A 24,291-nucleotide genomic window follows, 5' to 3' on the forward strand; every position below is an offset into this window, starting at 1 on the left:
AAGGGAGAATAAATAATCAGTTCTCTGTTAAACCAGATTTTCTCCCCCACGGCAACCCCTACAGAACCTTGATTTTTCTTTGGCACAGTTTCCAGGGGTTATTTAGAGGTTCTCCCGAATAATACTCCCAATAAGCTTTTTATTATCCAGAGTAATGCTAAGGTTGCAATGGTTAACACAGCCAATCTTGGTAATATATTGAGTAGATAGGCTATTACTCCAAATGCAATAGTAAAAAGAAGCAATGATTTCAAAGCAGAGATTAGGGGAGAGGCTTGTGTTTTATAGCTGCTTGGACTACTTCCTTGGGACAGGAAATAGTATATATTCAGAATTTGTTTGAGAAGCTGATAAGATTGAAGTCTAAGCAGTCGTTTACCAGTCTTACTAGATTCTATGATATCACTCAAAATTATCGCTGACCGAGTGCCTAAACTTTTGAGAATATTAGAAGGTATATCTTTCACTATTGTTTCTGAACCAACTCCATATTCACCCAGGAAGTATTCTTTTTCTTTCCCTTTTAAATCTTCTAGGAAACGTTGAGCAAGTTTTGCAGCAGCTAAGGGAGTTACTGCTTTGTCAAAATAGCCACCAACATATTTGTAGTTTGACTCAGGAGTTGAGTCAATTTTTTGTTGATTCCATTCCAATTGTTCAGAAATTGCGTCTTTGAATACATTCCCTAAATTTTCCTTAAGAATAGCACTATGTCCTAAATTGACAAGCTTATTTAAGAAGTCTTCTAATTCTTTTTTGGCAAGGGTTGTATTAGGTTGAGCAAGTTTAATTAAGTCTTGAATTAGCCCATCTTTTTCTGTTTGTGTTTCTGTGGGAAAAGATTCATCAACAAGTCGCTTGACATATTCTTGAATTTTCTCTTTCTGAGTTCCTGAGAATTGTTCTAGTTCAATTTGGCGACTTACAACTCCAGAGAAGGCTTTTAAGGATTCTGAAGTTAATAACCCATCAACAATACGGTTGACTCCATCTAACCGTCCCCAAAGTATATCATTAGAACGCCAAGATTTCTTAAAAAAGCCTCCAAAAGCACGAAATTGATCTCCAGCTAATTTTTCTTCAAGTCCCTTACCTTTGCCAAATCCTTTATCAGCATCATTGGGAGAAATACGAACAAGTTTAATGGGACTTGTGTTTCGGATATCGGACAAATATTTATAGGGATATATAACTTGGTCAATTAGCTGAAATTTCTCAAATTTGCCAATTACTGGTTTTATACTTTCTTCTATATTCTCCGATTGTTCAGTTAACAACTTCCCAGAAGCTTGTTCTATTTTTTCTAAGATGGTTTCACCTTTGGTTATAGTTAATGCTTCCCAATCTTGATCTAGAGCCATAACTTTAACCCTGTTCCGTAATTGTCCCCGGATAAAATTGATTTTGTCAAAATCTAGCTCTTTGAGATTTTCTACGGTAACATCGGCTAAATCTTGACTATCTAAGATAAGACGCAACAACGTTAATAGATAATTATAGATTTTTTTGCGCTTCAAATTTACAGATTCTTGATTATCGTCCTCTTCTTCTTCTGTGATGAGTTGATAAAATTTTTGTCGAACAGGTTCGGATTTTATCACTTCTTTGATAACCTGATCAATGACTTTGAGCAACTCTAGCAGCCAAGTGATTTTATTGGCTAAATTTTTTAACTCTGTATATTTGGTAATGTCATCTGTATCTTTGGTAATAGCATCAGACATCAGAGAGGAAATTTGGGACAAGAGAAAGTCATGTTTTCTAATAGCATATTGAATATCTAGATTTTCAACATCTTGAGCTAGGGAGTTTAAAGTTTCCTCTCGCTTTTTAATTTCCTCAGAATTATTAATAAATTGGGTCAATAAACTGGCACTTTTTTCTAATAGTTCTTCCTGTTCTTGTTCTTTTCCAACAAAATATTGATTGTCAAAAATTACGGAGAGAACACTATCTCTTAAACTGACTAAACGACACCTCCAATAACGATTTTTGGCTTCTGTTGTTTGTTCAGATACTTCTTCATCAACACTTTTTAATAACAAATTATAGCGACGAATTTTGTCGTTAATACCTTTGATTTGTTGCAGATCTTTGCCAATACTTTCATATCTGGGTAAACTGATTAGAGAACCTGTGATGACTTCCCAAACAGTAGGTTGCTCCATTTCTTTAAATTTGGTACTGTCAACAAAGCTTTCTGGATTGGGATCGAGATAAAATAATTGACGATTGACAGGACGATCTGCTGTACGATAATAAATGGCTTCAGTGGTATAACTAAAAGGACGATTATCTAGAACTCCCCCATCAACAAAATAGATTTTATATCCCTCTTTTGGAGGTTCTTGCGGAAGGATGCGATTTCTCAAAAGCTTTCCCCATTCTTGTAGTTTGTTATCTACCTTATTATCAGACTTAATTTCGACAGGTACTACGGGAAAAGCTAGGGGAAAACAAGAGGTGATTCGACAGAGTTTAGCTAAGGCTTTTTGAGTATCTTTATCTTTCGTAGAAAAAGGGTCTCCAAAATCTTGATCTTCTCGATATTTAAGCTGAAAAACGCAACGATGATCTTTAACTTCGATGACTTTTCCAGTGTTGTCAAAGGTTTGATATATTCTTCCTAAAACATCAGTGCCAGTGATAAATAAATCCAGTTCGTTAAACTCTGAATACCATTCTCCATCAGGAGCAGATTGTTGGTTATTTACAGCTTTTTCAAAAGCTTTAAAAAGTTCTTCCTGATAGTATCCCTCGCCGTTTAAAAGAGAGTTGACATCTATTTGATTATTTTCTTTTTTGATCGGACGCAGTAATTTATTTATATCCCCACTTTCTCGCCAAATATCTCCAAATTCTTTAAAGTCAACTACAATTTTTTCGTAGCTATTAGCAACTGCATAGCTCAAGAGAACTCCATTAATTCCTCCCGCTGAAGTTCCCGATACAATATCAACAACAATATCTGAATCTGTCAGTGCTTTAATTAATTTATAAATTCCCCGACCCCTTGTTGCATTATAAAATTCTCGACAAACACCATTCATATAAACTGCTAGAGAAACCCCACCATAAAGTACTAATCCTAAGCGAGTTTCCTTACGAAAATCTGGTTTTTTCAAGCAAGTGGCTGACGAAGATTGTGTGTTTTGACCAGGTGTTGCAGTCATAGCAAGTCTCCACGATTATTTGGTGTTCTAAAAGGGACAGATACAGTTGGGAGTCGTTTGTGGCGGTTTTTGCGATCAGGGTTGGGACGCTCTACCACCTTTCCCAATATAAAAAGATACACACCCCCCCCCACAAACGTTGTATCCTAGACTATATTTTAATAAATCTTTACATTTATCCTGGTATTTGAGGTTGCGGGGAAACAGAAGTCAGAAAACCAACTAAAGCGGTGCAGTGGGAAAAAGCGAAAAACTGCACAGCTAATCAGGTTCTTGATTGGTAAAAATCCCCAGATATGGAAATCGTTGCTATGATTACGATTATCTCCCATGAAAAATATTCACCAGAAGGAACCTGAATTAACGGCAAATTATAGCGCGGTGCTTCTAAAAGATAATACTCTTTGATTGGTATCATTTAAATACCGAACAGCCTCTGAGAGACACCTCGTTTTCTTTTCGGGATAACATCGTCAGAGATTCCCCAATAGTTTGATGCCTGAGACATATTATATAGCAATAAGTCTTCGGGCATTCTTTCCAAAATAAGCTGGTCGAAATTGGCTGGATTAATATTCATTGCTCCCATCACAGAAGAGCCAAGTTCTTTCGATAATAGCGGAATAACTGCATTACCAATCTCACGAAAACCATGCCATATTGTGCGGTGAAACTGAAACCAATCGGGGAATGTATGTAATCTGGCGGCTTCTCGTACAGTAATACAACGAGGAATAGAATAGTGAATGGGTCTAGGAGCAGTATAGGCCCCTTTGTCACTATTAGTTCCGGCCCGGAGAGTGTTACATAAACCAGTAGGAGAAAGCTTGAAAAAGCGACTTTTTGGTTCCACTGTACCCGGTTCGGTTACGATAAATCTATCAATTGATCTTTGGGTATGAACTGAGCCTATATGTCCATAGATTTTTGTATCTACTATTCTTTGATGGCAAAGTTTAAAAATATCCCCTGGCTGCACTGAATATTTTTTCCTCTTACCACTATAATCTAATTTTGATGCGGGTATGCCTAAATCAGTATCGATAAAGGCCGGTATTAATTCTAAATCTGAAATCGCATCATAGACGCTGGTAAAAGCTGATTTTTTGGCTGGGTTTAAATCGACGGTCTTTGTCAAAGGATATTTAGCCATCGTCACGTCTTTTCGACTACCAATTAAGATTAATCTTCTGCGCTTTTGTGGTGCGCCGTATTCACTGGCATCGAGGATTTTAATTGGCTGATTAATTGTATAGCCAATAGCTTCAAATTCAGAGATTAACTCCTCTAAAAATTGTTTATGTTTACCAGTAGCCATGCCGGGGACATTTTCAAAGATAAAATACTTGGGTTTAATTTCTGCTACAATCCGCAGATATTCAAATACAAGAGAATTTCTAGGGTCATCTATTTGTCGTTTACCAATCAGTGAAAAACCTTGGCAGGGGGGACCGCCGGCAATTAAACTAACATCGGTGGCATAGCCTTTTAGTTTTAATAATTCCCATATTTCTCTACTTGTTACTTTGGCTATATCCCGGCAGATAGTTTGACAATAGGGAAAGTTAAAATGATGAACCAAGGAATGGACTGCATCAAACTCCACCGCTACAGCAATATCAAATCCCGCCGCTTCTAGACCAAGGGACATCCCACCGCAGCCAGCAAATAAATCGATCGCAATTGGTCTATGTTTCACTTTGATGATTAGCTCTCTATTGTCTGCCTTTTATTATACTGTATTTCTGATATAATTAACAATTTAAGTTTTATTAAGAGGGCAATTACTTGAGCAAGTTAGTAATCAATTGATCGACTTTCTCTAATTCTTGAATAATTTGTTTAACTCTTTCTAATTCGTCGGCAGGGTTAGGCGTTTTTTTCGTTTTTATTCCCGAAGAATGAGCGATTTCACCGCGTTCTTCTCCAAAAGTATTCATATTGGCTAACCAAACTTTATCTAAGTCATCACTATCGATGCCGATTGGTAAGAGTAATTTTAATAGGTTAGTTTCTTTAATCCCATGATTTTGATCGATAACTGATTTAAAACATCTAATCGCTATGTCAATTTTTTTAGTTATTTTCAGTTTGTCTAGGGAGACATTTTTGTTACCTTTAAGAGGAGTAATGGTATCGGGAGGATTTTCCATTTCTTGACCAGAAAAAGCGATTACACATAACAAAACTCGACCAGCTTTACCTTGATTATCCCAGATATTTTTTGCTGTCTGTACTGTATCCCAAACTCGATCTTCAAGATAAGATTCAATCTCAGCATGAGCAAAAACTCGATAGGCAAAAGTTAAAGCTAATTGTCTTTCAGAATAGTCATTTATCTCGCTGAATTTACGAGGTAGGAATTGTTTTTTGAGTCGATTTAATTCTTTGGTTAGTTGTCTAAATCTTAGAGATTTCGGCATAGTAAAAAAACAACTATCTTAACCCCTTAAAAATAATACGATTGTCTTCCATCTGAGGAATATTGAAGTTAATATCTAATACTTCTGATAAAGCTTGACCCCATAAATGAAAACGATCATAGGTTGATTGTTTAGTATTTGTACTAATTAATACAGCATTTTTAAATCGATCAACGGCAGTACGACATAAACTTTTAAATGCTTCTTCTACCTGTTCTTTGTTTGTCTCGGCAGCTGCTCTCATTAGATCATCGCAAAAGTAAAAAACCATCACATCTAAAATTGCTCGATTGAACTGACTTCGATAAGTTGCCGATTCAGGCAGCCAGAGACGGGAAAAGTTTTTCTCTCCAAAAATATTAATCGTTGTCTGGACAGCTTTTTCAAATTGATCAATAATATTTTTGATTTCTTCTGAGTTTTGATCCCATCGAGCATTAAGCGAAACACAAGCATTATCAAGAAATTTTTTAAGATCACCGCGATAATCGGATAAATAATAATGAAAAGCTACATAACGCAATAATATATCAGTGTCGCGCATCCGGAAATCGGGATAGGAAGATTTAAATATTTTCTTTAATGCTTGACTTTCGATCGCTCGATCATCTAAAAAATTAATAAAACCTCCTGGGTGTAATGCTTGTCTTAATTCTTGAGAAGACAAAGGGGTATTTTCCACATTGAGACGCAGAAAAATTTTATGGAGGAAACTCTCCGTTTTCCAATTACGGATAACAATCGTGCGGATAGTTTGATTATCCAGTTGGTCTAAGAAATCATTTAAATTGAAGTCATTTTTTAGATCTTGATATTGGCAGCCATTGAGATTATCTAGAAATTCTAAATCTTTTAAAGTAAAACTATTATTAGGTGTGTCACTGTCACCATAAAACTGTAAAATTGTTAGTAGGCGTTGTTTGCCATCAAGAACGATAAATTTCCCTTTTTCCTTGTTATTAGTAGCTAAGACAATCTGTGGGACTGGAAACCCTAGAATTAGGGATTCAATAAATCGACTTTTACGAGTAATATTCCAAGCATCTCGTCTTTGAAAGCGCGGATTGAGTTGAATATTTTCTCGAATTAATTGATCGCGGATCGTTGCGGTAGTCCAATCACTGCTGGCAACAACAGTGTCGGAGATTTCTTTGAGTTGTAGCTTTTTTTGGTTTGCTGATTCTCCTGCAATATCTTCTTCTCCGGCAAAATCCACCGCTTCTATTTCTTCCCACATCTCTAACTGTGCCATGGTAGTAATTAATCTCCTCAATTGTCTATTCTGCAAAAATCCCGCCCCAATATTTGGACGGGACTAATAATCAATCAATAATTCAATACTACTCCCATTCTATAGTTCCGGGGGGCTTAGAAGTAATATCATAAACCACGCGGTTAACTCCCTTAACTTCATTGACAATGCGATTAGAAATTGTCTCCAATAAATCATAGGGAACCCGCGACCAATCGGCAGTCATTCCGTCTTCACTGCTGACTAAACGTAGGACAATAGGATAAGCGTAGGTACGTTGATCTCCCATTACTCCCACACTGCGGACAGGCAATAAAACCGCGAAAGCTTGCCAGAAATCGTGATACATTCCCTGCTTATTAATCTCGTCGCGCACTACCCAATCTGCATCGCGCAAAATATTTAATTTATCTGCGGTGACTTCCCCTAAAATGCGAATCGCTAAACCAGGGCCGGGGAAAGGTTGACGACGAACAATTTCTTCTGGAAGACCGATCGATCGTCCTAATTTTCTCACCTCATCCTTAAATAATTTTCGCAGGGGTTCGACTAATTTAAACCGGAGATTTTTCGGCAGTCCACCAACGTTATGATGACTTTTAATTTTAACCGCGACTCTTTCCCCGGTTTTGGGATCCACATTACTATCGGCCGATTCAATCACATCGGGATATAAAGTTCCTTGGGCCAGATAATCAAAGGGTCCCAAACGATTTGATTCTTCTTCAAACACCTGAATAAATTCATGGCCGATACGACGGCGCTTTTCTTCGGGATCGGTGACACCGGCAACTTGCGCTAAAAATCGTTTTCTAGCGTTGACATACTGGACTCCGATATGGAATTGCTCGTTAAATATCTGCATTAATCGTTCTGGTTCACCCTTACGCATGAATCCTTGATCGATAAACATACAGGTTAGTTGATCACCGATCGCTCGATGCAAGAGGAATGCTAAGGTAGAGGAGTCCACACCGCCGGATAAAGCCAATAAAACTCGCTTATCGCCCACTTTTGCCCTAATTTCTCGGATCGATTCCTCGACAAAAGCTTCCGTGGTCCAAGTGGGGTCGCATTTGCAGATATGATAGACGAAATTGCGAATTAAGGCGATTCCTCCCACAGAATGGACAACTTCCGGGTGAAACTGCACTCCAAAGAGTTTTTTCTGGTGATCGGCAATAGCCGCACAATCGGTATTATCGGTATGAGCGAGAATTTCAAAACCCGCAGGCAATTCCACGCAGGAATCCCCGTGACTCATCCAAGCGGTGGAACCGTCCTCGACATTGGTTAATAAATCGGTAGGATCGTTGATAAATAGGGATGCTTTGCCGTATTCGGCCCGTTTTGCCCGTTCTACCCTGCCCCCTAACTGCTGTACCATCAATTGCATCCCGTAGCAAACTCCGAGGATGGGTACACCTAAATTCCAAATTTCGGGATCACAGTGAGGCGCTCCAGGATCATAGACGGAATTGGGACCGCCCGAAAGAATTATTCCTTTCGGGTTGATTTGGGCCAATTGTTCGGCGCTGGTACGATAGGAGAGAACTTCGGAGTAAACGTTCGTTTCCCTGATTCTGCGGGCGATTAATTCAGAATACTGGGAGCCAAAGTCAAGAATGATGATTATTTGACGATTAAGGCTATTAGTGAAGGACTCTGAGGGCAAAGTCTCTTGGGGGGTGGGAAGGGGGGTTTGAGTTGTCACTACGATCAAGAAAAGAAACTGGCAGGAAAAGGTTAAAGATTTGTAAACTAAATCGGCTATTGTTCTGAAAATAAGCTACAATGGTGTGACCTTATTAGTTTCATTTTTTAAGACTAAATATTCCCACGATCATAGCACAGTCACTGGGGAGTAACTTGTAGATTTTGCAAAAATTTAAGGCCATTTTCGCTTTTGCTGATCAAAGAACGAGAGCGATCGAATAAAATACAACCGACCCCAAGATGACCGTTACTGTGGTTATAAACGTATTCTTGGCAACGGCGATCGATAGTATTAGCCATTTCTCCATAGATGCGTTCCACCCAATTATCTCCCGTTTGCCGGTCTAATTGACGCAGATATTCCAGACCGTTTTCGCTGGTGCTACTGTCAAAAATTTGCTGGAGATGGGGGGTAGCTAAACCCATTTTAGCGGCGTAGGCGGTGAGAATTTCCCGACGACCATCGGCGAGATGATGGTGAGTCTGAAAGATTCCCCCGGCAAGTTTAATTAATTTACCGTGATAACCAAACAAAAGAATTTCAGATATTCCCTGTAATTGTGCCTCTAATAACATCGGCCCGATCCAATTGGCTGTTTTTACCAAAATATCAGGATTAATACCTATTTGAGGGGCTAAATCTAAGCCATTTTCCCCGATACAAAACACCAAGCGATCGAAACGACGGGATAAAATTTTTAATTGCTCGCGAAAGATTTCTAACTGTCCGGGGGCGCTGAGGGGCTGGGAAATGCCAGTGGTACCCAACAAAGATAATCCCTCTACCACCCCAAAAGCGGCGTTAGAAGTCCTTGTGGCCAGTTTTTTGCCTTCCGGCAGGATAATCGTCACTTTGATGCTTTCTTGGGGCAGTAACAGGGGTCTGAGGTTTTCTTGCAGCAGACGCTGGGCATAACTATAGATAGCTGATTTTCCGCCATTATCAACCTGTAGGCCAATTCCTTGACCGCCTTGAATCTCTATCTCTTGATTACCTGTTTTTCTTTCTACTAACGCCCATATAGGGGTATTTCTAGTTAAATCTAAATTGTCCCCCGGATCGCTGCGGGTGATGGCTAGGGCAGCATCGGGGTTAAGTCGGGCAACTTGTTCGATGGCAATTGTAACGGCTTCTGGCGGTTCTAAAAGATTAAAAGTAACGGAATTTAGCTCATTTGTAACGGCTTCTGGCGGTTCTAAAAGATTAAAAGTAACGGAATTTAGCTCATTTTCGCCGTGGAGATGCTGGAGAGATGCGATCGCACTGGCACAGGCAAAAACCGGCAAAGTGTAACCGGAACGGGGTGGGGAGATAGACATGAATAGGGTCGATAGCCAATCAAATTAGCCGTGATCTGATTATAGAACTAGGGGGCAACCGCTGCTATTTTTGATGATTGTTTGACATCCTCACCCCCGGTGGTGAGGATGTCAAACGCTATTGACAATTGGCCAATTTTGTGATCCTTGTGAGAATTTCAAGGGATACTAGCAATCAGAATAGTTACAAACTCCACCTATTTGGTCGATTGTTGCTTAACAATTGAGATGGCAAATTCTCCTCAAATATGCCTTAATTGTCGGTAGGCAACCCACATAAAATGGCTAATTCAACTCTGAATTGGCGATTCTATATACCCCAGAGTCCCAGAAGAGCGATAAGCAGAATCATCTCGATCCCGTTACAAATCACTGATTACTGTTGACTAACTCCTGCTTAATTACTCTAGAATTTTGATGAGCAAGGGGTAAAGTAAACCAAAACTGTGAACCAACCCGCGGGGTACTTTTTACTCCAATTCTCCCAGAGTGAGCCTCGATAATTTGCCGACATTGGTAGGAACCTAAACCGATTCCCGTTAGGTGTTGATTATGAAGATTTCTTACATATAAATGGAAAAGATGTTGACATTGTTCCTCATCCATGCCAATACCATTATCGCTTAAAGTGCAGTAGAGCATATCTTGGTCAATACGAGCATCTAAAGCTAATTGAATTGGTGAAGGATTATGTTTTAAGGCATTATTTAATAATTGTTCAAAAACACTTCTTAGCTGACAAGGATCGGCATCAATAGCGGGTAAGTTATCGGGGAGAAGATTAATAAAAGTAGCTTGGTATAAATCAAAATCTTTTTGCCAATCTTTGAGCCAAATTTGCACCTGTTCTTTTAAAAATAGAGGTTGACGATGCAAGATTAAAGGCCGTTCTTCAGCAAAATGATTTTCTGATAAAGCATTAATTAAAGTTAATTGTCGATCGCAACTACGCACCACCTGATCGAGCATTGCTCGCGAGATAGTTACTTTTTCTGTTTGCCGACACTGGAAATTTTTTAATAACATCACTAATCCCATAATCGAAGTGCGTAGATCGTGGGATACTGCCTGTAAAAAAACCGTTTTCATTTCGTATAAACGCTGAATTTCCCGGACTTTTTCTCGCAGTTCTAGGGTTCTAGCTGCCACTTCCTGTTCTAAATTATTATTCAAGCTTTGCACCCTCTGATATAGTTGCGCTTGGCCGATAGCGATACAAACTTGGGTGGCTAACTGTTCTAATAATTTGACCTCGCTTTTTTGCCAATGACGGGGATGGGAATATTGATGGACAACTAAAGCACCTAAATGTTGATTATTAACCGTTAGAGGTAAAACTAAAGAGGATTTAACTTGCAGGTATTCGTAATAACCCTTGAGAGTGGGCAGCGTTTGCACCTTAGCGGTATTATCAGCAATAATTAACTTATCTAAAGAAAATAATTGTCCCAATTCTTCCAGTAATTCTGGTTCGGGAAACCAACCCATCAGCGAGGGAATATCGGGACGACGGGACTCAGCGACTACCTTAGACCAACCCCGCTCTTGACAGTGACCGATATAGACTTGATCGGCATCGAGAAAATTTCTGATTTCCCCAACAATGGTATTTAAAACTTGATCTATATCTAAAGATTGATGGACTTTTAAAGCAACTTGTGTGACTAAATGTTCTCGTTCTAAAGTTTCATTTAAAGCTCGATCGATCTGTTGTCTTTCGGTAATCGCCGCCGATAAAAACAGAGAAGTTGACATGACAATGACCAAAAAGATTTGTAAGATCAGGACACCTCTGGTATGGTCGGGGGCTTGTAGGATAAAAGGACTGATTCCCCCGACCAATCCCATCAAAGCTAAAATAGATACTAAAAAATTGGCTATTACCGCTCCCCAGGTCTGAAAACGCATAGCAGCCCAAACCACAAAAGGAAAAGGCAGATATTCGAGGTACTGCACCATACTCCAATCGGGGTTAAGAAAATCCTGTTGACCACCAAAAACCACGAAAGTCACCACCGTTAGCAAACTCATACAAAGTAATGCCTCGCCAAGGCGTTGGGGTTGCCGGGGTTCCCGCAGGGAGTGACGATTGAAGCAAAAACGCAACAGCAGCGGCGTGGTCATTAAGATCCCCGTACTATCTCCGAGCCAGATCATGCCCCAAGACTGTCCAAATTGTCGCCAATCCCAAGTATTTAGCCAACTACGAGCAAAAGTATCGATAGTGGCATTAACTGCCGAGGCTAATAAAGCCGCTAAAAATACCAGTAAAAGGATATCGCGAATACGCTGTAAAGTGGCGGAAAATCTCAGATAATGTAGGAATTGCGCCCCTAACAGAGCCGATACACTGCTACCGAGCGCCGAAAATAGAGCTATGGGCCAACTGGCCCCTAAAAAGAAGGTAAGAAGCAAATCTCCGATAAAAACGCCTAAAACTAGCCTTTTTCCCCCTAAAAAAACAGCAGTTAAGCCAATACCAGCACTCATCCAAATTGGGGCAGGTCGCGACCCTAAATTTAAGCAGAGATAGCCTAGCCAACCAACACCCAGATAAGCTAGGGCAACAAGCACAATTTTAGACCGATCTGATGAAATACGCAGCATTTTCAGTTATCAGTTATCAGTTATCAGTTATCAGTTATCAGTTATCAGTTATCAGTTATCAGTTATCAGTTATCAGGTTTAAGTTTTAAGTTATTAGGTTTAAGTTTTCAATTTTCAATAAATTTAGTATCTTTCACTGGTCACTGGTCACTAGACCTCTTGCAAAAGTCTTAAGTGGATCCTTGTACAGCAACATTTTTGAAGATTATCAACTACTAATAAATAATTAACTGAAAGTCCCTCCCATTATTGTTTCTATCGTTTGTTTTCGGATTTATGCAAGAGGTCTACTGGTTACTGGTTACTGGTCACTGGTCACTGAATCACTGAATCACTGTTAATCTCTCTCCAGATTGCCTAAACTAGGAGTAGTTCTGCTTCATGCAGATGGGTGAAAACCGTACATTTTCCCGTTAGGAATCAAAGATCATGCGGATTTTAATTGTTGAAGACGATCCTTTAATGCAGTTAGGTTTAGAACAAGCGCTCGGTGAACAGCCAGATTTTGAGATCGTCGGTCAAGCTAGTGATGGTCTGGCGGGGGTACAATTAGCCCTATCCCTACGGCCAGATTTAGTGGTCATGGACATCGGTTTACCCCGTCTCGATGGCATTGCGGCAACTAAACAGATTAAGGAGGGTTTAGCTAATGTTCATGTGGTTATGCTCACTTCCCACACTCTGCAACAGGAAGTGATCGCAGCTCTGGCCAGTGGCGCTGATGCCTATTGTATCAAGGGAGCGAGTCTCGATCGCCTTTTGGCCGCCATTGAAGCAGCTAAGGACGGGGCCACCTATTTAGACCCTCAAATTGCCCGTTTAGTCATGGATAATCTCAAACCGCCGGCAGTGCAACCTAATCCCAATCTAGCACTTTTATCGGAGCGAGAAATGGAGGTTTTAAAGTTAATTGTTGAGGGCAAAAGTAACGCTGAAATCGCCGAACAACTTTATTTAAGCACCAATACGATTAAAACCCATGTGCGGGGAATTATGAATAAATTGGCCGTGGACGACCGAGTACAAGCGGCCGTAATTGCCCTGCGATCTGGTATTGTTTAAGGGAAAAATGACGATTTACCCACAGGAATATTCTGGCTCTTCGTTACTTGTTATGGTTCGATAGGGGGGCATAAATCAACAAAATCTTTATCTGGTAAGGGATTTAATTGATTAGTTCGCTTTAGATAAAAAACAATTGACAAAAATCGCCCAATGTCTTTCTCTATAAGGGTTCCATCCCTTATAACTCCCGTCTATTGCATAAGACAAACCGAAGAACCAATATTCTACCGCAATTGCTACTGCTACAATTGCTCAAAAAATCCCTTCAATGATTTATAATAAGTTGTTGACCTATCTCTGTTGGACTAACCATGACTATCGCTGAAAGCTTACCCCTAGTGGAGTCCCATGTAAACCCTGAGATAATCTTCCCAGAAGGCGAATTTTGGAGTGATGAACCACCCTTGGAAAGTAACCTACATCTACAACAAATTATTTTATTAATTCAGTGTTTAGAATGGTGGTGGCGCGAGCGAGAAGATTATTTTGCCGCCGGCAATTTAACCATTTATTACAGTCCCAACCAGAAAAAGTCAGAATTCTTCCGTGGTCCGGATTTTTTCGTCGTTTTGGGGACAAATTCTAACCCCAACCGCAGAAGTTGGGTAGTTTGGCAAGAAGAGGGCAAATATCCCAATTTAATTATCGAAATTCTCTCCGATAGTACCGCCAAAGTTGACCGAGAGGAGAAAAAACAAATTTATCAGGATATATTTCGCACTCCCGATTATTTTTGGTTTGACCCAGAAAGCTTAGAATTTCAGGGATTTACCCTAATTAGCGGTCAATATCAACCGATTACCCCCAATCCCCAGGGATGGCTCTGGAGTCAACAATTAGGCTTATATTTGGGTTTATCTGCCAATAAATTGCGCTATTTTACCTCCGAAGGCGAATTAGTACCCACTCCCGCAGAAGCGGCACAACAGGCAGAAAATCGGGTTTTAGAGGCAGAAAATCGGGTTTTAGAGGCAGAAAACCAAGTCGAGCAAGAAAAGCAAAAAGCGGCGAAATTAGCGGCTAAACTGCGGGAATTAGGCATAGATACCGAGGAAAATCTCTAATCTTCATTTTCGGGGAGGGGTGAGGGTATTTGGTGTCATTTAGAGGCTGAATAGTTGATTAATCGCAGAAAGCTCCGCGCAAGCGTAAATTTTCCCGCAATTCCTCGGTCATCCCCACGTTATCGGCAAACTTTGCCCCCTGCACTTTTGCCCCACTCAAATTCGCTTGAGTGATGTTGACTTCAACCAAATTAGCTCCTGTTAAATTAGAGCCAATTAAATTAGCTAAAGCCAAACTAGAACGGTAAAAATCAGCATAACTTAAATCGGCATTAGCTAATAAGGCTCCGCTTAAATCCGCTCCTTTGAAACTAGCATGACTGCCGTTAATTTCACTTAAATCAGCATCGGTTAAATTTGCCCCCCGCAGATTAGCTTGATAGAGATTAGCCATGCCTAAAGATATACCACTTAATTCCGCTGCCAGGAGATTTGCCCCAGTAAAATCCGTTAGGGGATCCAGTTCAGCTAATTGGGCCAATTCCAGAAAATCATCACTAACAGCAGCATAAATTCCCTCGATTTGTGCCTGCAATTTCTCTAAATTTTCTGATGCTGCTGGTTGCGGTTCAACTAGAACATTATCTAATTCCACCTGCGATGAACCCAAAGAAATACGACTCAAAAAAGCATCAAATTGATTTTCCATCAGGAAAAATGCTAACTTTCGCTCTAAAATACTATGTTTATTGGGACTTAGATCGTGTTTCCATAATCCCGATGTTTCCGTGATACAAATATCGGCAGCTGTCAGCGAAAATTGCACCGTCAGATGATAAGGTTCTTCCTCCACACTGACGGTTCCTAGGTTAATCCTTTCGATCGCTCCTGTAAATATTGACTGAGGACTTTTGAAAGATAACCGCCATTGATGATTATTAATACGATTTATGTATAAATCTTGACTAGAAAGAGGATTTGGTGTTAGGTGACAATTAACTAAAAGAAAATCTAATTTTCCTCCTTTTAGTCCCCATTTGATTTCCCCGCCGAGGAGAGATTGAATTTGAGCTTGTAGGTGTAAAGTTAAATATAAATCAAATTTTTGCGAGTCGGTGGCTACTGGTTCTAGGGTTAACGATACACTATCGGGATAGCGATCAAAGGCAGCTAAAAGACGCATAATCCAAAAGAGAAAAGCCAAAATAAACAGTAAAAAAGTGGTGTTTCTCCGGCCCTAAAGCCGAGAACTCACCCCTATTTAAAACAATAGCCGATTTTCTCGATCCTCGATGAACATTTCTTCGGCGATCGCTGAATGATTGCCCCCGAAAATCAAGGTTAAATTAGTTGACTTTCTCTTTTTTGCCGATATTGCCGTCCGCATTAAAAAACATCGGTAAAAAGCGTTCTATAAACATTTGCGGATCACGATTCCAGGCTTTTTGAGCCGCTTCTACCCGGAATAATTGCAATTTCGGGTCGAGAAGGGATTGGGGTAAACGTTCCATCAGATATTGAGGACGTTCCCAGAGTGGCATAGTGGCGGCGATTTCCATTAAATGACCGACGCGGCGCAATTCTGCCCCCAGGGTGATATCCATGCCCGATTCATAGGCGGCCTGTTCGATCGCTGAGTATTTGGCCTTGGCTTTTTCGACTTTTTGCCGATGTTCAGGGCTTTTTTGGGCAATTTTGGCTAACCAACGATTGCCCCAACGCACATGACCTGCTTCTTCGGGAAAGATTTTGGCGATCGTTTCCTGAATTTTCAGATTTTCCGGGGTTTGTTCCCCTGCTTTGAGGGCATAAATATGGGCGGCAAAGTATTCGCATCCCCGTTTTTCCGTGACGTTAATTGCCGCTAGGGCCGCAATCAGTCCATCTTCCCTTTGTTCTTCGCCTTGGAATTGATCTTGATCGAGAAGACGTTCAAATTCATCGATATAGGACAACCCCGGCGGTTTCCCCACATCGGCCCCCAATTCGATCAATAAATCGGTTAACCAGTAGGCATGGCGGGCCTCATCGGCGACGTGACGGGAAAGCTCCTGGATCAGTTCTTTTGGTTGTCCGTCTAGGGTTTCGATCAGTTCGGTCAGGTCTTTACAGCTACGTTGTTCGTTGTAGCGGTAACGGTTGAGGGTGACAAGATGAATTTCGCGATCGCTAATGACACGCTTCATGATGTCGCGAGCGCTCATCGTCTTCTTGAATTTACGAGGGTAAGCAACGGTCATGATTTTGTATCGTTTTGTAAACGGCTTTCCGTATTCTAACGGAGTTTTTTCCCGATCTGGCAAGGGATCGGCAAGTGACAAGCTTTTTTCAGTGTTGCCAAAGGCACGGCGTAGCCGTCCAGTAAACAGTAATCAGTGACCAGTGAAAGATAAGCTGCCCGCGCATTTAAATTGCTTGTGGAGATGAGATACTCTTTACCGTTGGCTCTTGCAAGAGTAAAGAGATTGGGGGGAGATTCGGCTAATCTAAGAATAAGCGGTTAAAATGCGTCTTAGCTTATCAAGGACAACTAGAACTGTCTATGAACACATTTACTCCCCATCAAATTGTTAGTTTGTTTTGCAAAAATCGAACTTTATACGGAGAAGTAATTCAGGTGATCGAAAGTCGTTCGGCTCTTTGGGTGCGTCCTCTTTGGTTAATTATAGCCGATAATTTTGAGACCATTGATGTGCGGGAATGTTCCGATTTAATCCTGCCGATGGAATTATTTAACCCCGCCTTAGATACGGAAGTTTTACCTCTATTTTCTCAAGCAATTAAAGATAATTATATCGCCAATATTTCCTATCCTCTCCAGGACTTTGTGCAGAAAGTTTGTCAAAATTATCCCGAATATTTTCAGAAAAATCTATGATTGACGAAGGTTACGTTAAATACAATTGTACTTGGATTCCTGACCGTCCCTTAATAAGCTCAGAGATTGCAGAATTAAATTATTGGCGCAATCGCCTCTATCGACTGGGATTAATCGGTCAATACGATAACGGAATCGGTTTTGGGAATGTGAGTAAACGAGGAAAAATAGACAAAGAAATCATTATTTCTGGCACTAACACCGGGGGAATCCCAGTATTAAATGAATCCCATTACACCACGGTTATAGACTACGATTGGAAAGAAAATCGGGTCACTTGTCGGGGAACAATTGCCGCTTCTTCGGAAACTCTCACCCATGGAGCAATTTATGAAGCGAATCCCCAGATTAATGGGGTGATTCATATTCATCATCGCCCCCTGTGGCAAAATTTAATGTATCGAGTGCCGACCACTCAAGAAAATATCGCCTATGGAACCCCAGAAATGGCCGCAGAAATTATCCGTTTATGTCAAGAAGAGCGTCTAGAGGAGCAACAAATTTTAGTGATGAGTGGTCATGAAGAAGGAATTATCGCCTTTGGGCAAGATTTAGCAAAAGCGGGCAACTTATTATTATCCTATTACCAGCAATCTCAATCATCTTGAAAGTGACCTCCTTTCCAACTCACCACCAGGGAGACAAAAGCGGTTTTGATTTAGTCGTTTTCATGTTAACTTGTTCTGTAGATTTTCGTTTTTAAGGAATGCCATCGTGATCGACATCTTCCATCATCTATCCGTCTCGATCGACTTTTCGCCTCTTACCAATGTCTTGATGACTATTTCCGAGCAAGACGTGGATATCATCGGCAATGTCCAGAAAGCCTTCTCAAATTTCGTCAAAACTGGGCAAGCATCGGCCTTATTAATCGGTTTGGTTGTCGGTTATCTGTTTCGAGGTTTTACTTCTTATTAGCTTTTCGCCTATGGGCATTCAGCCAGAGCGAGCAATTCTTGCTATTCTTATGTTTGTAGGGTTGGAGATTTTTCTAACCTGAAGCGGTAATGCTATCAGCACTGGATTATTCCCCAAAATTGTCCAGCATATTTTGGTTAACTTTATCCACAATCATCTAACGAAAACAGTGACAGCAAAGAAAACTTGGAGCGATCGCTTTGAAGGTAGTCTCCATCCTACGATCGTAGAATTTAACGCCAGTATTGGCTTTGATATCGAATTAATCGAGTATGATCTCACCGGATCGATCGCTCACGCTAAAATGCTCGCCTATACGGGTATTATCAGCCCCGAAGAAGCAGATAGTCTCGTCTCTGGATTGGAACAAATTCGTCAAGAATACCGCACCGGCAACTTTAACCCCGGCATCGATCAAGAGGACGTGCATTTTGCCGTAGAACGCCGTTTAACCGAGATTGTGGGAGATGTGGGCAAAAAACTGCACACGGCCCGTTCGCGCAACGATCAGGTAGGAACGGATATACGTCTGTATCTTAGACAACAAATTGATGATATTAGGCAAGAAATTCGCAATTTTCAGCAAGCTTTAGTCAATCACGCTGAAAACCATCTGGAAACCCTGATCCCCGGTTACACCCACCTACAGCGCGCTCAACCGATTAGTTTAGCCCATCATCTCCTCGCTTATTTTCAAATGGCCGAACGGGATCACCAAAGATTAGGGCAAATTCGCGCCAGGACTAATATTTCGCCCCTAGGATGTGGCGCTTTAGCGGGGACGACTTTTCCAATTGATCGTCATTACAGTGCCAATTTACTCGATTTTGAGCAGGTGTATAACAATAGTCTCGATGGAGTCAGCGATCGAGATTTTGCTATTGAATTTATGACGGCCGCTAGTCTGATTATGGTCCACCTGAGCCGTTTGAGCGAAGAAATGATTCTCTGGTCTTCCCAAGAATTTAGTTTTATCACTCTCACCGATAGTTGTGCCACGGGATCTAGCATTATGCCCCAGAAAAAAAATCCCGACGTTCCCGAATTAGTGCGCGGCAAAACAGGGCGGGTTTTTGGGCATTTACAGGCGTTATTGACCTTAATGAAGGGTTTACCCCTGGCCTATAACAAAGACTTGCAGGAGGACAAGGAGGCGTTATTTGATGGCGTTAAAACCGTGCGGATTTGTTTACAAGCGATGACGGTACTTTTAGCCACCGGGATTCAATTTAAAACTGACCGATTAGCTAACGCAGTTGCGGAAGATTTTTCTAATGCGACGGATGTGGCGGATTATTTAGCCAGTAAGGGGATTCCCTTCCGAGAAGCTTATAATTTAGTCGGGAAAGTGGTTAAAAGCAGTTTGGCAGCGGGTAAGTTATTGAAAGATTTAACCCTGACGGAATGGCAAGAATTACATCCGGCTTTTGAGGCCGATATCTATGACGCGATCGCTCCTCGTCAGGTGGTGGCGGCCCGTAATAGCTATGGTGGCACAGGTTTTGAACAAGTGCGATCGGCTTTAATTCAAGCTAAAGCCATTCTCGATCATGATTGATATTGTTAGGGGTTTTGGGTTTTGGGGTATTAGTTAAAATTTCCCTATCTCCCTATCTCCCTATCTCCTAATTCCTATGGATCGTGTTTGGTATTTTATTAAAAGTGTGATGGGAATTATCTTTCGTCATCCTGTAACTGGGGTGACAATAATTCCGCTGCTTGCTGATGGTACAATTGTTTTAATCCGACGCAGAGACACCGGCAAATGGGCCCTACCGGGGGGAATGATCGATTGGGGGGAAGATATTTTTAATACTGCTCAAAGGGAATTAAAAGAGGAAACGGGATTAAATTTAGTCATTTTAGGGCGTTTAGTCGGGGTTTATTCCTCTTTTGAGCGTGATCCACGCATTCACTCCATTTCAGTTTTAATTGAAGTGACGGTTGCGGGGAATTTTCAGATCAAAGATACATTAGAAGTTAGTGAGGTGAGAGCTTTTAGCGTCGAAACTTTACCTCTAGGCAATCTCAGCCACGATAACGATCGCCAACTAGAAGATTATCTCAGGGGTGCCACTGTAGTGGCTTGATTTTTTTCTATGTGATGGTGATTTTGTTGATTTCGATAAGACTCACGGTTTGTTTAATTTTTTAAAGGAGGATTTTTAAAATTTGCTGTTACCTTTGTCCTGTATTGCTTTTAGTGGGATAATACTCGAAAGCAGTTCGCCATTCAATAACCGGAAGGTTGATACTTGGCTATGGATTTGGTAGCATGGCGGCGGAAAAAATGTGCTTATTATGGGCAAACCACAAATCTCTATCGGAATTCCCCTAGTTCCTCACCAGACCAAACCTCTAACCCCCAGAATCTGCTAAGTTACCTAGTAAATCAGTAGCGACTACACTGGTAGAAACCAAAGTGAAGAAGAAGTCAGAGATCCAAATTTTCCTAGCTCACGCTAGTGAGGATAAACCAGCAGTTTTGGCACTGTATAACCGCCTCAAGCAAGCGGGATATAAACCTTGGTTGGATGAAGAAGACCTGATTCCGGGTCAAATTTGGCGAGATGAAATTCCGAAAGCGATTAAAGCTAGTCAGATTTTTCTGGCCTGTCTGTCAGCGAAATCGGCTAAACAGGGATACATCCAACGGGAGTTGAGGATTGCACTTGATACCTTGGGACAGATGCTACCGGGGACAATTTTTTTTATTCCCATGAGGTTAGAAGAATGCGAAATTCCTGATCTGCGAAGTGCAGAAGTTGGCTTGAATCTGCGAGATATTCAGGTTCTTCGGTTTGTCTTATGCAATAGACGGGAGTTATAAGGGATGGAACCCTTATAGAGAAAGACATTGGGCGATTTTTGTCAATTGTTTTTTATCTAAAGCGAACTAATCAATTAAATCCCTTACCAGATAAAGATTTTGTTGATTTATGCCCCCCTATCGAACCATAACAAGTAACGAAGAGCCGATATTCACCGGCTTGATTATTGGAAAGAAAACGGATTTGAGCAACTAGAAAGAGCAATTACCCATCAGTTCAAGCTTGAACCGGAAGAGCTAAAACAACCAGTAATCGTTCCAGAAGAGCCAAAACAACCGGTAATCGTTCCAAAAGAGCCAAAACAACTGTTATCAGTATTTAACTTTGAGATCGTGCGAGTAAATGCGAAGGGTGAGCAAATCAAAAAAGAGTTGAAACAGTCCCAATATTTCAGCGAAGATTTGGGCAACGACATCACCTTAGAAATGGTCGCCATTCCGGGGGGAACTTTCCTGATGGGAACAGAAGACGAGGAAATCGAAAGACTGGTGAAAAAATTTGGTTGGGAAGGATATAGAAGGGAAAGACCACAACATCAAGTAACTGTCCCACCCTTCTTTATAGGTAAATATCCCATCACCCAGGCCCAGTGGAAAGCGATCGCCTCTCGTACCGATTTAAAAGTTAAACAAGACCTTGATCCTGATCCTTCCCAGTTTAAAGATCCCCCCAAACCCCCCTTAAAAAGGGGGGCTTCCGATTCCCCCCCGTTTGAAGGGGGGGCTAGGGGGGGATCGCCCACGCGCTGGGATAGACCCGTGGAACAAGTCAACTGGTACGATGTGATCGAATTCTGTGCGAGATTATCAAAACTAAAGGAGGGAAGGGAATACCGACTACCGAGTGAAGCGGAATGGGAGTACGCTTGTCGTGCTGGAACCACCACCCCATTTTACTTTGGGGAAACCATTACGGGGAAATTGGCCAACTACGATGCCAGCTATACCTACGCTGGGGAAGCGAAGGGAGAATATCGACAACAAACGACTCCCGTGGGACAATTTCCCCCAAACGCTTTTGGACTGTACGATATGCACGGCAATGTCTGGGAATGGTGCGCCGATACTTGGCACGATAACTATGACGGTGCGCCGACCGATGGCAGTGCTTGGATAGAAAATGGTAATGATAATCGTTCTCCTCTGCGGGGCGGTTCTTGGTTCCCCCTTCCTACTTTCTGCCGTTCCGCTTACCGCGACAACTTCAACCGCCGCGACGGCAACTACAACGACGGTTTTCGGGTGGTGTGCGGTGCTGGGAGGACTTTGTAACCCTTTTCCTCTTTTTTCCCTTTTTACCCTCATTCCCTATTTTTTCTCTTTTCTTTTCTTTCCCGCCCTTAGGCGGGTCGATTTTTTTGAGAAAATGGCGTTAATGTTAAATTTTATACTAAATCCAGTTATTAAAAACTGATTATTTATTCCCCCTTTTGCCTTTTGCATGAGTAGAAAACGGGTTTCTCGGAGAAACCCGTTTTCTGTGGGTTACTCAACGGATTTAAAAATTAGGTAAAACCCTACACTCGGCCACCGGGAAAAACTTTTTCAGCATACCCTAAATAGGGTCTGCTGAAAAAGTACGGGCGAAGCATTCGGATAGAAAATCTACGGTTTCACCGATAGGTTATTGCCCGAATGCTTCGCCCCTACAGGACACGGGCCGATGAAGACGCAAGGTTTTGAACGACGATTCTCTCAAAATCTTGCACCTGTGAGAGCAAAACAGAACCCTAAAACCCTTACCTCGTCTATATTTCACATTTATTCAGCATACCCTAAATACTGGCTTTCTCTCTTTAACGGCTGATTCCGCGAAGTTGCTCCAGAAGTTGATCAAGAATGTCTTCCATCTCTTCCGGGCTTCTGCCCATCCTGACCGGTCCGCGCAGAAACTCTTTAACCGTTATCTTTTTATCGCGGAAGTCCAGGACAAAATTATAGATTTTTTCGGTGGATTGAACTTGTAATTTCATCTCCTCTAGCATTTGCTCAATCGGGTCGATGCCATCCTTCTCACAAGCGCGACTGGCCCTCACCATCTCGCCTTCCGGGGTATTTCGCACCGAGCGCAGTTCTCTTTTCAGGTTCTCGTATTGCTTTTTGAGTAGTTCGTTATTGGTTTCAACCCTCTCGCACTGTCGTTTGAGGTCGCTTTCCGATGAGCCTTCAACCTCGAAAGAGTCCCCCATTTGATACTGTCGTTCGATTTCGAGCAGTTTGGCAATATCTCCCTCTTTATAGGCGCGGTTGACTTCCTTCATAATCTCGTTGTGACGCATCCGAGTTTCGGGATCCGTAACCTTGTCGGGGTGAAAAATCTCGGCCATTCTCAGGAAAGTGCGGCGTATTTGTCTAGATTCAGGAGATTTAGGCGAGCTTTCAGGTGATAGCTCTGTTCCATCATCGTGACGGTTATAGGAGTCTCCCCCAGAGAAGAAATCCTGCGCGGATTGCTCCGATGATCCTTCTGGTTCTTCGTCTCCGAAAAGTTCGTCAAGTTCTTCATCTCCATCGTCAAATTTCGGGCTAATCACCCCCGTTAACTGAAGTGTCTCGTAAATTCCGAGAATGCTTTTTTTTGTCTGCTGCCCCAATTTTCTAGCAGTGAGGATTTCGTCAAAAAGGGCGTGTATTTCGCGGTCGAGGTCGCTAAGTTTTTCATAGAGAGGTTGCCCTCTCTGGAAAATCTCCGTCGCCAGGGAACGCATCTGGTCGAGGAATTTCTTCAGTTCGTTGCGTTTTCTGCCAATCTGCTTGAGGAGCCACTGATGCTCCTCCTCTAAAGCTTGCAGACGAAAATGTAGGGAAGACAGAGCCAAGGAAGGAGAGGTGGGCGAATCAGAGGAGTTCGGTGATTTCGGCTTTTTAGATCTGGTCATTACTTTGGGGTGAAAGCATATTGTCCATTCTACCAAGCCGGAAGGAGCCGCATTCCTAAAACTCACCCTTGGCTCATTTTATTGTTTCTCCCCACCTCCCTGCTCCCCATCACCCCTGCTCCAGCGCCCTACGGAAACCTTTTAAAGTGGCTAGAAGCTACATATATCAATGGTCTTAATTAATCCTTATCAATCGAATTAAATTTTTGTACATAAAATTCTCGCT

18 protein-coding genes and 2 pseudogenes are annotated in these 24,291 nt (G+C 41.6%); 9 read left to right on the forward strand and 11 right to left on the reverse strand.

Annotated features, from left to right (window positions below; translation table 11 throughout):
- Nucleotides 1–98 precede the first annotated feature (98 nt).
- The 8 genes from IQ224_RS01870 to IQ224_RS01900 all read right to left on the reverse strand — a co-directional run bounded on the left by IQ224_RS01870 (nt 99) and on the right by IQ224_RS01900 (nt 12,491).
- Nucleotides 99–3,173, reverse strand: coding sequence for a patatin-like protein (locus tag IQ224_RS01870; RefSeq protein ID WP_194032449.1), 3,075 nt, complete (start codon nt 3,171–3,173; stop codon nt 99–101).
- Nucleotides 3,174–3,331: 158 nt separating this feature from the next.
- Nucleotides 3,332–3,505: a S26 family signal peptidase gene (locus IQ224_RS23735; protein WP_370583117.1), complete on the reverse strand. Its 174-nt coding sequence runs from the start codon at nt 3,503–3,505 to the stop codon at nt 3,332–3,334.
- An 86-nt stretch (nt 3,506–3,591) separates the two neighbouring features.
- Nucleotides 3,592–4,872 carry a DNA cytosine methyltransferase gene (locus IQ224_RS01875; protein ID WP_002741908.1) on the reverse strand — a complete coding sequence of 427 codons (1,281 nt, stop codon included), beginning with the start codon at nt 4,870–4,872 and terminating at the stop codon, nt 3,592–3,594.
- 85 nt (nt 4,873–4,957) lie between these two features.
- Complete coding sequence (locus tag IQ224_RS01880) at nt 4,958–5,596, reverse strand: HEPN domain-containing protein (RefSeq protein WP_002741907.1); 639 nt, start codon at nt 5,594–5,596, stop codon at nt 4,958–4,960.
- 13 nt (nt 5,597–5,609) lie between these two features.
- A complete protein-coding gene (locus IQ224_RS01885) occupies nt 5,610–6,848 on the reverse strand; it encodes a DUF262 domain-containing protein (RefSeq protein WP_002741905.1) in 1,239 nt (412 codons plus the stop codon).
- An 88-nt stretch (nt 6,849–6,936) separates the two neighbouring features.
- Nucleotides 6,937–8,562: a glutamine-hydrolyzing GMP synthase gene (guaA, locus tag IQ224_RS01890; protein WP_002741904.1), complete on the reverse strand. Its 1,626-nt coding sequence runs from the start codon at nt 8,560–8,562 to the stop codon at nt 6,937–6,939.
- Nucleotides 8,563–8,702: 140 nt separating this feature from the next.
- Nucleotides 8,703–9,884 (reverse strand): cobalt-precorrin-5B (C(1))-methyltransferase CbiD, encoded by a 1,182-nt coding sequence (cbiD, locus tag IQ224_RS01895; protein WP_002741903.1) that lies wholly within the window; start codon nt 9,882–9,884, stop codon nt 8,703–8,705.
- A gap of 369 nt (nt 9,885–10,253) precedes the next feature.
- A complete protein-coding gene (locus IQ224_RS01900) occupies nt 10,254–12,491 on the reverse strand; it encodes an MASE1 domain-containing protein (RefSeq protein ID WP_036399866.1) in 2,238 nt (745 codons plus the stop codon).
- 429 nt (nt 12,492–12,920) lie between these two features.
- Between IQ224_RS01900 and IQ224_RS01905 the strand changes: the two genes are divergently transcribed.
- Both IQ224_RS01905 and IQ224_RS01910 read left to right on the forward strand, forming a co-directional pair.
- Nucleotides 12,921–13,553, forward strand: a complete 633-nt coding sequence (locus IQ224_RS01905; RefSeq protein WP_002737320.1) for a response regulator transcription factor — start codon at nt 12,921–12,923, stop codon at nt 13,551–13,553.
- 314 nt (nt 13,554–13,867) lie between these two features.
- Nucleotides 13,868–14,620: a Uma2 family endonuclease gene (locus IQ224_RS01910; RefSeq protein ID WP_002791028.1), complete on the forward strand. Its 753-nt coding sequence runs from the start codon at nt 13,868–13,870 to the stop codon at nt 14,618–14,620.
- Nucleotides 14,621–14,678: 58 nt separating this feature from the next.
- On the opposite strand, the gene IQ224_RS01915 is transcribed toward IQ224_RS01910, so the two are convergent.
- On the reverse strand, nt 14,679–15,743 hold the full coding sequence (locus IQ224_RS01915; RefSeq protein WP_084990132.1) for a pentapeptide repeat-containing protein: 1,065 nt from the start codon (nt 15,741–15,743) through the stop codon (nt 14,679–14,681).
- Nucleotides 15,744–15,906: 163 nt separating this feature from the next.
- Nucleotides 15,907–16,800 (reverse strand): ferritin-like domain-containing protein, encoded by an 894-nt coding sequence (locus IQ224_RS01920; RefSeq protein WP_194032450.1) that lies wholly within the window; start codon nt 16,798–16,800, stop codon nt 15,907–15,909.
- 302 nt (nt 16,801–17,102) lie between these two features.
- On the opposite strand from IQ224_RS01920, the gene IQ224_RS01925 reads away from it, so the two are divergent.
- The 7 genes and pseudogenes from IQ224_RS01925 to IQ224_RS01955 all read left to right on the forward strand — a co-directional run.
- Nucleotides 17,103–17,438 (forward strand): hypothetical protein, encoded by a 336-nt coding sequence (locus IQ224_RS01925; RefSeq protein WP_110578780.1) that lies wholly within the window; start codon nt 17,103–17,105, stop codon nt 17,436–17,438.
- Nucleotides 17,435–18,046 carry a class II aldolase/adducin family protein gene (locus tag IQ224_RS01930; RefSeq protein ID WP_002747958.1) on the forward strand — a complete coding sequence of 204 codons (612 nt, stop codon included), beginning with the start codon at nt 17,435–17,437 and terminating at the stop codon, nt 18,044–18,046. The genes IQ224_RS01925 and IQ224_RS01930 overlap by 4 nt, the downstream gene beginning before the upstream one ends.
- 106 nt (nt 18,047–18,152) lie before the next feature.
- Nucleotides 18,153–18,356 carry a hypothetical protein gene (locus tag IQ224_RS01935; protein WP_051048494.1) on the forward strand — a complete coding sequence of 68 codons (204 nt, stop codon included), beginning with the start codon at nt 18,153–18,155 and terminating at the stop codon, nt 18,354–18,356.
- 169 nt (nt 18,357–18,525) lie between these two features.
- Nucleotides 18,526–19,914: an argininosuccinate lyase gene (gene argH / locus IQ224_RS01940; RefSeq protein WP_002735516.1), complete on the forward strand. Its 1,389-nt coding sequence runs from the start codon at nt 18,526–18,528 to the stop codon at nt 19,912–19,914.
- 76 nt (nt 19,915–19,990) lie between these two features.
- Entirely contained in the window at nt 19,991–20,446 is a 456-nt protein-coding gene (locus tag IQ224_RS01945) for an NUDIX hydrolase (RefSeq protein WP_194032451.1), read from the forward strand.
- A gap of 332 nt (nt 20,447–20,778) precedes the next feature.
- Nucleotides 20,779–21,188: pseudogene (locus IQ224_RS01950) on the forward strand (toll/interleukin-1 receptor domain-containing protein); the annotation flags it as partial.
- Nucleotides 21,189–21,333: 145 nt separating this feature from the next.
- Nucleotides 21,334–22,458, forward strand: a pseudogene (locus tag IQ224_RS01955) (formylglycine-generating enzyme family protein); the annotation flags it as partial.
- Nucleotides 22,459–22,982: 524 nt separating this feature from the next.
- Here the strand turns inward: IQ224_RS01955 and IQ224_RS01960 are convergent.
- Complete coding sequence (locus IQ224_RS01960; RefSeq protein WP_194032452.1) at nt 22,983–24,065, reverse strand: molecular chaperone DnaJ; 1,083 nt, start codon at nt 24,063–24,065, stop codon at nt 22,983–22,985.
- Nucleotides 24,066–24,291 lie beyond the last annotated feature (226 nt).

The sequence above is a fragment of the Microcystis sp. LEGE 00066 genome (genome assembly GCF_015207925.1).
In the GTDB taxonomy this organism is placed as follows: domain Bacteria; phylum Cyanobacteriota; class Cyanobacteriia; order Cyanobacteriales; family Microcystaceae; genus Microcystis; species Microcystis ichthyoblabe_A.

Coding starts and splice junctions, on each gene's coding strand:
- IQ224_RS01870 (WP_194032449.1), bottom strand. CDS start 3,173: ATGACTGCAACACCTGGTCAAAACACACAATCTTCGTCAGCCACTTGC.
- IQ224_RS23735 (WP_370583117.1), bottom strand. CDS start 3,505: ATGGGAGATAATCGTAATCATAGCAACGATTTCCATATCTGGGGATTT.
- IQ224_RS01880 (WP_002741907.1), bottom strand. CDS start 5,596: ATGCCGAAATCTCTAAGATTTAGACAACTAACCAAAGAATTAAATCGA.
- IQ224_RS01885 (WP_002741905.1), bottom strand. CDS start 6,848: ATGGCACAGTTAGAGATGTGGGAAGAAATAGAAGCGGTGGATTTTGCC.
- cbiD (WP_002741903.1), bottom strand. CDS start 9,884: ATGTCTATCTCCCCACCCCGTTCCGGTTACACTTTGCCGGTTTTTGCC.
- IQ224_RS01900 (WP_036399866.1), bottom strand. CDS start 12,491: ATGCTGCGTATTTCATCAGATCGGTCTAAAATTGTGCTTGTTGCCCTA.
- IQ224_RS01905 (WP_002737320.1), top strand. CDS start 12,921: ATGCGGATTTTAATTGTTGAAGACGATCCTTTAATGCAGTTAGGTTTA.
- IQ224_RS01910 (WP_002791028.1), top strand. CDS start 13,868: ATGACTATCGCTGAAAGCTTACCCCTAGTGGAGTCCCATGTAAACCCT.
- IQ224_RS01915 (WP_084990132.1), bottom strand. CDS start 15,743: ATGCGTCTTTTAGCTGCCTTTGATCGCTATCCCGATAGTGTATCGTTA.
- IQ224_RS01920 (WP_194032450.1), bottom strand. CDS start 16,800: ATGACCGTTGCTTACCCTCGTAAATTCAAGAAGACGATGAGCGCTCGC.
- IQ224_RS01925 (WP_110578780.1), top strand. CDS start 17,103: ATGAACACATTTACTCCCCATCAAATTGTTAGTTTGTTTTGCAAAAAT.
- IQ224_RS01930 (WP_002747958.1), top strand. CDS start 17,435: ATGATTGACGAAGGTTACGTTAAATACAATTGTACTTGGATTCCTGAC.
- IQ224_RS01945 (WP_194032451.1), top strand. CDS start 19,991: ATGGATCGTGTTTGGTATTTTATTAAAAGTGTGATGGGAATTATCTTT.
- IQ224_RS01960 (WP_194032452.1), bottom strand. CDS start 24,065: ATGACCAGATCTAAAAAGCCGAAATCACCGAACTCCTCTGATTCGCCC.